We start from the raw sequence: 6858 nt of genomic DNA on the forward strand, positions 1-6858 counted from the left end.
CGCAGCAACACGTAGGCCTCGGCGAGTTTTTCCTCGCGCCCGCGCCAGCTTCGAATCAGGTAGTCGGCAATGGCCAGTGCGGCGGTCGCCGTGAGCGTGGAGAGCCCGCCAATGGTAAGCACCCAGGCCAAGTCGACCTTGCCGTCCACGATTGGCGGCGCCGTGAGAATGGGGGCGTGCGGGATGCGGCCGAGCTGCTCTGCGACGGTCGTGCCGAAGAGAATGAGCACAAAGGTGCCAAGCGCCGCAAGCATCTGCGCGCGCTCGAAGAGCAGAAAGCCCACCACACCGGCGGCCAGCACCAGGGCGAAGGCAAAGGGGCTCGTCCACGGCCCCAGCAGGTAGCAGAGCGCCCCGTCGGTGAGCGCCAGGTATTGCAGGCACGCGCTCGCATACAGGCGATGATCGGGGCGCCGCTTTCGAATACGGATGCCGACGAGCAGCAGCGCCGCCCACCCGGCCGCGACGGCCCACATCCACACCGAGAGCAGCGTGAGCACCTCGCGGTCGGCGTAGGGGGCGGCCTCCGGCTCGCCGACAATCCGCGCGCTGATGAGCGCGTAGTCGATGACAAACCCGAGCGTCGCCGCGCAGACGAGCAGCCCCTTGTCCACCAGGCTCCACTCGAGTGGATTTCCCACCCGCGAGAGCACCCGGGCGAGCAGCCCCCGCCGCGCAGCGGTTTTGTCGGAAACCCCTTCCATGGCCGCAGCATACCCAATCGCACGCCCCGGGGAGGATCTCGCCAGAGAATCTAGACAAACCTGTACACCGCTGCCGACAACCGGCCCTTCAGCTCGAGAAATCGCTTCAAGCTCGAATTTTATACCAGTAATTTCAGTTAGTTGCATAATTTAGACAAAATGTAATTGACAGGCGACCAAATCTATACATAATCTGGACGTCGACGAGGTAAGGAAAGCAATGAGCAGCCCGACCCACAGCGAAATGAGCGAGCCCCCTGAGGGCCGCTACCGCATCGGTGCGGTGGCAAGCCTGACCGGGATCTCCGCCCATGCCCTTCGCGTGTGGGAGCGCCGCTATCAGACGGTCTGCCCGGCACGCACGCCCGGCGGCGACCGCCTCTACAGCGAGCGCGACGTCGCGCGCCTCCAGCTCATCAAGCGCCTGCTCGAACGCGGGCACACCATCAGCGAGCTCGCCGCGCTGGAGAAGGCCGAGCTGCTCGCCCTGCTCGAGCGCCACGCCGCACCTGCACGGACCACGGACGCACCCGAGCCCCGGCCCGGCCTGCTGGATGTTCGTCAGGCGTTCATGGAAGCGCTTGCCACAATGGAATTCGAAAAGGCCGAACGCGTGCTCTCGCGGGCAGCGGTTTCCCTGGATCCGCGCTCACTCGTCTTCGACATCGTCGTCCCGATTCTCCATGAGGTGGGTGATCGCTGGGAGCGCGGCGAACTGCGCATCGCCCACGAGCACGCGGCCAGCGTCATCCTTCGCAACCTGCTGGGCGCGCTGATTCGCACCTTCAGCTCCGACGAAAAAGCGCCCGGCATCGTAGTGAGCGCGCCGGCAGAGGAAGTCCACGAGTTCGGCGCCCTGCTCGCAGCCATGATCGCCGTCTCGCATGGATGGCGCGTGACCTATCTTGGCCCCAACCTGCCGGCCGCTGAGATCGCCCATGTCGTAGAAGTGCGAGGAGCACAGTTTCTGCTTCTCTCACTCGTGCTGAGCGGTGAGCCCTCGCGCGAAGCCGAGCTTCGGCGCCTGAATGAGCTGCTCGCCCCCGAAACCCGAATCATTGTCGGCGGACATGCCGCCGGCGAAGCGAGCGCGTGGTTGCCGCGCGCCCGGCAAATCAGCTCGCTCGAAGGACTCGAGCGCTTTCTCAAACAACAACAGGATCAAATCGGACCGCGCCCGCTCTAACGGCGGCAACCCACAGGAGGATTCCATCATGGTCAGACTCGCCATTCTCGATGAAGCCATCAACTCACAACTCCAGGAAAATCCCGACGGTCTGGGGGAAGTTGAAGTCGTCTTTGCCGGCAAAGACCTGCCCAGCCTGAGGCGCAAGGGCGCGCTGAGCGCCAACGCCGTCGTTGTCGATCTCAACCTGCTCGGCGAAGACCCCGCCCGCGAGCTCGACACCATCGTCGATCAGTGCGGCGCGGAAATGGCGCTGGTGCTCTACCAGTATGCCAAGCGCGACCTCATCACCCGCCTCTCCGAGGGCAAGAGCCGCGCACTCAAGGTCCCCGTGCACCTAGGCGGCCTCCGGATGCACCTGCTCGGACTGCTCGTCCGGGACATTTTCAACGCCAACGCCCCGCAAGGCGCACGCGCCTGAGCGCCCACGGAAAGGAAACCGCCATGCGAACCATTGATCGGGACTTCGAAGCGCCCAAGCGCATTTTCAGTACCAGACAGATCGGAAAGATTCTGGAGCTGAAGCCCAAAGTCGACTGCGAGTGCCCCAACCACCTGGCGTCCATCGTCTCGAGCCTTTGCGCCTTCGAGGAATACTCGAAGAACTGCGAGGACCGTAACGAGGCCGACGCGAAGATTCACAGCATGCTCTATCGCGAAACCGCCAATGCGCGCGGCGTGATGGAAGATGCGCTCAAGAAGCTCTGCGACTTTGAGCAGATCGCGCTCGACTGAGGAAGCCCCATGCAAGCCATTCCGGAAATTCGGATACGCACCGGTGAGAGACCGGCAAACCCGCGCGGCCAGTTCGTCCTTTACTGGATGAGCACTGCCCGCCGGCTGGAGTGGAACTTTGCACTCGATCACGCGATTGCCCGGGCCGGGGAACTGGAATTGCCGCTGGTCATCGTCGAAGCCCTGCCCCTCGAGTACCGCTGGGCCAATGCGCGCCGCCACCGGTTCCTCCTCGACGGGATGGCAGACAACCTCGAATACGCGCGTGCGCGCCGGGCGCCCTACTACCCCTTTGTGGAGCGAAAACCCGGCCAGTGCGACGCACTGCTTGGGCTGCTGGCGGCGCGCGCAGCACTGATTGTTAGCGACGAATACCCGATCGATGCGCCGGCACTCATCGACGCTGAAACTGCGGCAACGCTCAAGGCACCGACGGAGTGGGCGGACTCCAATGGTCTGATTCCCCTTCGCGCAGCGCCGAAGGCATTTTCCCGCGCCTATTCCTTTCGCACCTGGATTCACCGCGTCCTCCATGAACATCTGCTCGAAGCCCCTACCCCCCACCCGCTGGAGGGAGCGGATCGCGACCCAATCCGCTCCCTTCCGGCGGCCCTCCTTGCCGAAATCTGCCGGCAATGGCCGGCAGCCAATGCGCAGGAACTCTCGCGCGAATTCGCCCTGGAGACGCGGCTCCCCATTGCCCAGCGCCCCGCCCCCACCGATGAAGCGGGCGGCTTTTCAAGCGCCCATGCCGCGCTGGGCAGGTTTCTCAAAAGCGGACTGCCACACTACGAGCGCGACCGCAATCACCCCGACGCGCATGGCGCGAGCGGCCTGTCCCCCTGGCTGCACTTCGGACACCTGAGCACCCACGACATCGTCCACTACCTGCTCGATCTCGAAGACTGGGATCCCAGCCGACTGGGCACGCACGCCCCCGGACAAAAGGGTTTCTGGGGCCTTGGCGCGCCAGCAGCCGACTTTGTCGACGAACTCATCACCTGGCGCGAAATCGGCTTCAACTTCTGCCATCACCGCGCCGACTACGACCAATTCGAATCACTACCTGATTGGGCACGCCGCACGCTGAACGAACATGCGCGCGATACGCGGCACGAACACTACCGTTTTGACGAACTCGAGCAGGCGCGCACCGGCGATCCGATCTGGAACGCCGCCCAGGCGCAGCTTCTCGAAGACGGACGCATGCACAACTACCTGCGCATGCTCTGGGGCAAGAAGATTCTCGAATGGTCGGCGAGTCCGAAGGACGCGCTGGCAACGATGATCGAGCTGAACAACCGCTACGCACTCGATGGCTGCGACCCCAATTCCTACAGCGGAATCTTCTGGGTGTTGGGCCGCTACGACCGCGCCTGGGGCCCCGAGCGTCAGATCTTCGGAAAGATTCGATACATGAGCAGCCAGAACGCACGCCGCAAGCTCAGGATGAAACAGTATCTGGAACGCTACTCCGATCAACCACGCCAGGATGCCCTGCTCTAGCACACGGGAGGAAACCCAATGGACCGCACTCAACTTCACCAAGTCAGCCCCGCGCTGGAAGCGCGCAGCCAGCCGCACGCAACTTCCAGGACCGAGCTCCACCCGCGCCCCCGCGTAGTGGTCAGCGAGTGCCTGGGTTTCGAGGCCTGCCGCCACAACGGGCAGATTATCCGCGATGACTTTGTGAGCGCGCTTCGCCCGCATGTCGATTTTGTGAAGATCTGCCCGGAAGTCGCCATCGGACTCGGCACGCCCCGCGAGGCGCTACGCCTGGTGGAGAGAAAGTGGCAACTGCGCATGGTGCAACCGGCTACAGGCAAGGACTTCACCCACGAGATGGAGAGCTTTGCCACCGAGTATCTCAAGGCGCTGGGTCCGGTGGACGGCTTCATTCTCAAGGGCCGATCGCCATCGTGCGGGATCAAGGACGCCAAGCGCTACCCGCTGGCGGAAAAATGCGCGCCCGCCGGGCGCGGCCCCGGCGTCTTTGGTGCTCGCGTTCTGGATCTGTATCCCGGCCGCGCCATCGAGGACGAGGGCCGCCTGCGCGACGGGCGCATTCGCGCCCACTTTCTCACGCAGCTCTATACGCTTGCCCGCTTCCGCGAGCTGGAAAAGAATCCCACGCGCGCGGATCTGATCGCATTTCATGCAGGCCATAAGCTCCTGCTGCTCGCTTACAACCAAAAAGAGATGCGTAATCTCGGCGGCATTGTCGGCGCCATGAACGGACGGGAGATCAGGGAGGTCTTTGCCGATTACCGCGAGGGCCTTGAGCGAGCCATGTCGCGAATGCCGCGCCATCGCTCCCACATCAATGTGCTCGAACATGCCGTCGGTTATTTTTCGGATGAGGTCAGTCGCTCCGAGCGCAATCACTTCACCCATCTACTGGGCGAGTTCGCCGAAGGCCGCGCCCCCCTGAGCGTGCCAGCGAGCGTCCTTCGTTCCTGGACCGAGCGATTCGACTCCGACTACCTGCGCGGTCAGGTCTACTTTGCCCCCTACCCCAAGGAACTGACGATCAACCGCCAGGCCTTGGCGAAAGGACTCCTTCCTGCGTAGAGTGCGCGGGAAGGAGTCCTTGTTTTGTCCAGGCAGCTCGACAACCTCAGGCAGCAGGCCCTCGCCTTTGCCGGCGAGTTGGCCGACGCCTCGCTGGCGCGTCCCACCACGCGCGAGCAGTGGCTCGAAGTCCTCGCGCGCCTGAACAAACGCGGCTGGCTGGGCGGCGGGCTCAAGGATCTCTCCGAGGCAGGCGCCGTGCTGGAGGGGCTTGCCCGCGGCGGTGCCGACGCCGGCATTCCCATGACGCTGACCGTGCACTTCATCATGGCGCTGTGGGTACTCGGCAATTTCTGCCCCGAACAAAGCGATCAGGTGCTGGGCAGCGGCGGCCTGTGTTGTATGGCCGCCAGCGAGCCCAAGGTGGGCTCCCATCCCCGGAAGATCCAAACCCGCGCGGTCCTGGATGGCGAGCGCTGGAAGCTCACCGGCACGAAGGTCTTCACCACCGGCGGGCCGCTGGCATCGCACCTGCTGGTGCTGGCTGTGTGCGGCGAATCCGGCGAGGGACGCGACCTCGGGCTGTTCCTTGTTCCCACGAGCGATCCCGGCGTGCGGGTCGAGGAGATGCCCACGCACCCGGGGCTCGAAGCCGCCCTCCACGGGGCGACCACTTTCGAGAACGCCACCGCCATCGCCCGCCTTGGCGGCACCGGCACCGCCAAGAACGGCTGGTCGCAGATCGTGCGCCCCTTCCGCCAGTGGGAGGATTCCCTGCTGCAAAGCTGGGTGGCGGGCCTTGCCTGGTACCAGACCCGCGCGGCGCTTCCCGGACTTGAGAAGCACGGCATCTCCGAGTTGCTTCGCGGCCGGCTGATCGCATGCACCGAGGCGCTCGCAACACTCGCCCGCGACGCTGCCGCGAGCCTGCTCGACGAGCAGGCGGGCGTAAGCCGCGAGTCGCTCATCGCGCGTCGCTATTCGTTCTTTGAAATGCTGCGGGCAATGGAAGCGCTGGTGAGCGAGGTTCGCGGCGCGCTCCCGGACGCGCCGCCCTCCGAGCTGGCCGCGCTGCAGGGGCTGTTCAATCAGCTTCGCTTTGCCGCGCGTTCGCGCGAGACGCTGCTTGCACAGGCCGCGCGCCTGCCGGGCTAGCGCTACTTCGTCTCGACTTCAGTCCACCAGTTGGGAGAGGCGCTCTCTACCTCACCCGACTCATGCAGGGAGTTCGCCAGTTCCAGCGACTTCATCCCGGCGGGCGTATCGAGCACGTAGATCTGCCTGCTTTGGGTCAGCTTGCGTTGCACCGTGAGCCCCTTTGCCGCAATCCACGCTGCGCAGGCCTCGTCGGACATCGCCGAATCGAAAGTTACGATCACCCCGCCCGGAAGCGCGCGCCTGCCGCGGCCGCCGCGGTTATTGAATACCGGCGAGAACTTTCCGCCGGAAGCGCGTGCGGCCTTGGCACTTGCTGAGATGGAGTCCTCCGCCGAGCCCGCACCGGCCTTCCAGAAACGCACGCCTCCCCTGGCCTCGCCCGCCGCTTCGAGTCCCGGCGCCGGGGGAGCCGCCTTTGCAGGCGTCCGCTCTCCATCGAACTGCGCAATCAGTTCGGGGTCGAGATGAATCGTTCGCTTTCGCGCGCCGTCGTACCAGTAGTAGCTCGCACCGGTAACCGGCTTTGCCTTCGAACCGCTCGCCAGCACGGGGCTTCCCCAAAGC

The 6858-nt window shown here is 64.7% G+C and carries 8 protein-coding genes; 6 read left to right on the plus strand and 2 right to left on the minus strand.

Translation table 11 applies throughout. The annotated features are described in order from the left end of the window. On the minus strand, positions 1-704 hold a 704-nt coding region (locus KDH09_20100), incomplete at its 3' end, for a hypothetical protein (protein MCB0222011.1). Positions 705-924: 220 nt separating this feature from the next. On the opposite strand from KDH09_20100, the gene KDH09_20105 reads away from it, so the two are divergent. From KDH09_20105 to KDH09_20130, 6 genes are read left to right on the plus strand one after another with little or no spacing between them, the layout of a single operon-like run. Then, positions 925-1890 carry a MerR family transcriptional regulator gene (locus KDH09_20105; GenBank protein ID MCB0222012.1) on the plus strand — a complete coding sequence of 322 codons (966 nt, stop codon included), beginning with the start codon at positions 925-927 and terminating at the stop codon, positions 1888-1890. Between the two features lie 28 nt (positions 1891-1918). Continuing rightward, positions 1919-2311: a hypothetical protein gene (locus KDH09_20110; GenBank protein ID MCB0222013.1), complete on the plus strand. Its 393-nt coding sequence runs from the start codon at positions 1919-1921 to the stop codon at positions 2309-2311. Between the two features lie 23 nt (positions 2312-2334). Further along, positions 2335-2625, plus strand: a complete 291-nt coding sequence (locus KDH09_20115; protein ID MCB0222014.1) for a hypothetical protein — start codon at positions 2335-2337, stop codon at positions 2623-2625. A 9-nt stretch (positions 2626-2634) separates the two neighbouring features. Next, entirely contained in the window at positions 2635-4131 is a 1497-nt protein-coding gene (locus KDH09_20120; GenBank protein ID MCB0222015.1) for a deoxyribodipyrimidine photolyase, read from the plus strand. Positions 4132-4149: 18 nt separating this feature from the next. Then, a complete protein-coding gene (locus KDH09_20125) occupies positions 4150-5196 on the plus strand; it encodes a DUF523 and DUF1722 domain-containing protein (GenBank protein ID MCB0222016.1) in 1047 nt (348 codons plus the stop codon). Between the two features lie 24 nt (positions 5197-5220). Beyond that, positions 5221-6291: an acyl-CoA dehydrogenase family protein gene (locus tag KDH09_20130; GenBank protein ID MCB0222017.1), complete on the plus strand. Its 1071-nt coding sequence runs from the start codon at positions 5221-5223 to the stop codon at positions 6289-6291. A 2-nt stretch (positions 6292-6293) separates the two neighbouring features. Here the strand turns inward: KDH09_20130 and KDH09_20135 are convergent. Beyond that, a partial coding sequence (locus KDH09_20135) for a hypothetical protein (GenBank protein ID MCB0222018.1) occupies positions 6294-6858 on the minus strand: 565 nt, incomplete at its 5' end.

The organism is Chrysiogenia bacterium (assembly GCA_020434085.1).
Lineage (GTDB): Bacteria > JAGRBM01 > JAGRBM01 > JAGRBM01 > JAGRBM01 > JAGRBM01.

What these genes read in the sequence shown, in the direction of transcription:
- KDH09_20105 (MCB0222012.1), top strand. Translation starts at nt 925, where the DNA reads ATGAGCAGCCCGACCCACAGCGAAATGAGCGAGCCCCCTGAGGGCCGC.
- KDH09_20110 (MCB0222013.1), top strand. Translation starts at nt 1,919, where the DNA reads ATGGTCAGACTCGCCATTCTCGATGAAGCCATCAACTCACAACTCCAG.
- KDH09_20115 (MCB0222014.1), top strand. Translation starts at nt 2,335, where the DNA reads ATGCGAACCATTGATCGGGACTTCGAAGCGCCCAAGCGCATTTTCAGT.
- KDH09_20120 (MCB0222015.1), top strand. Translation starts at nt 2,635, where the DNA reads ATGCAAGCCATTCCGGAAATTCGGATACGCACCGGTGAGAGACCGGCA.
- KDH09_20125 (MCB0222016.1), top strand. Translation starts at nt 4,150, where the DNA reads ATGGACCGCACTCAACTTCACCAAGTCAGCCCCGCGCTGGAAGCGCGC.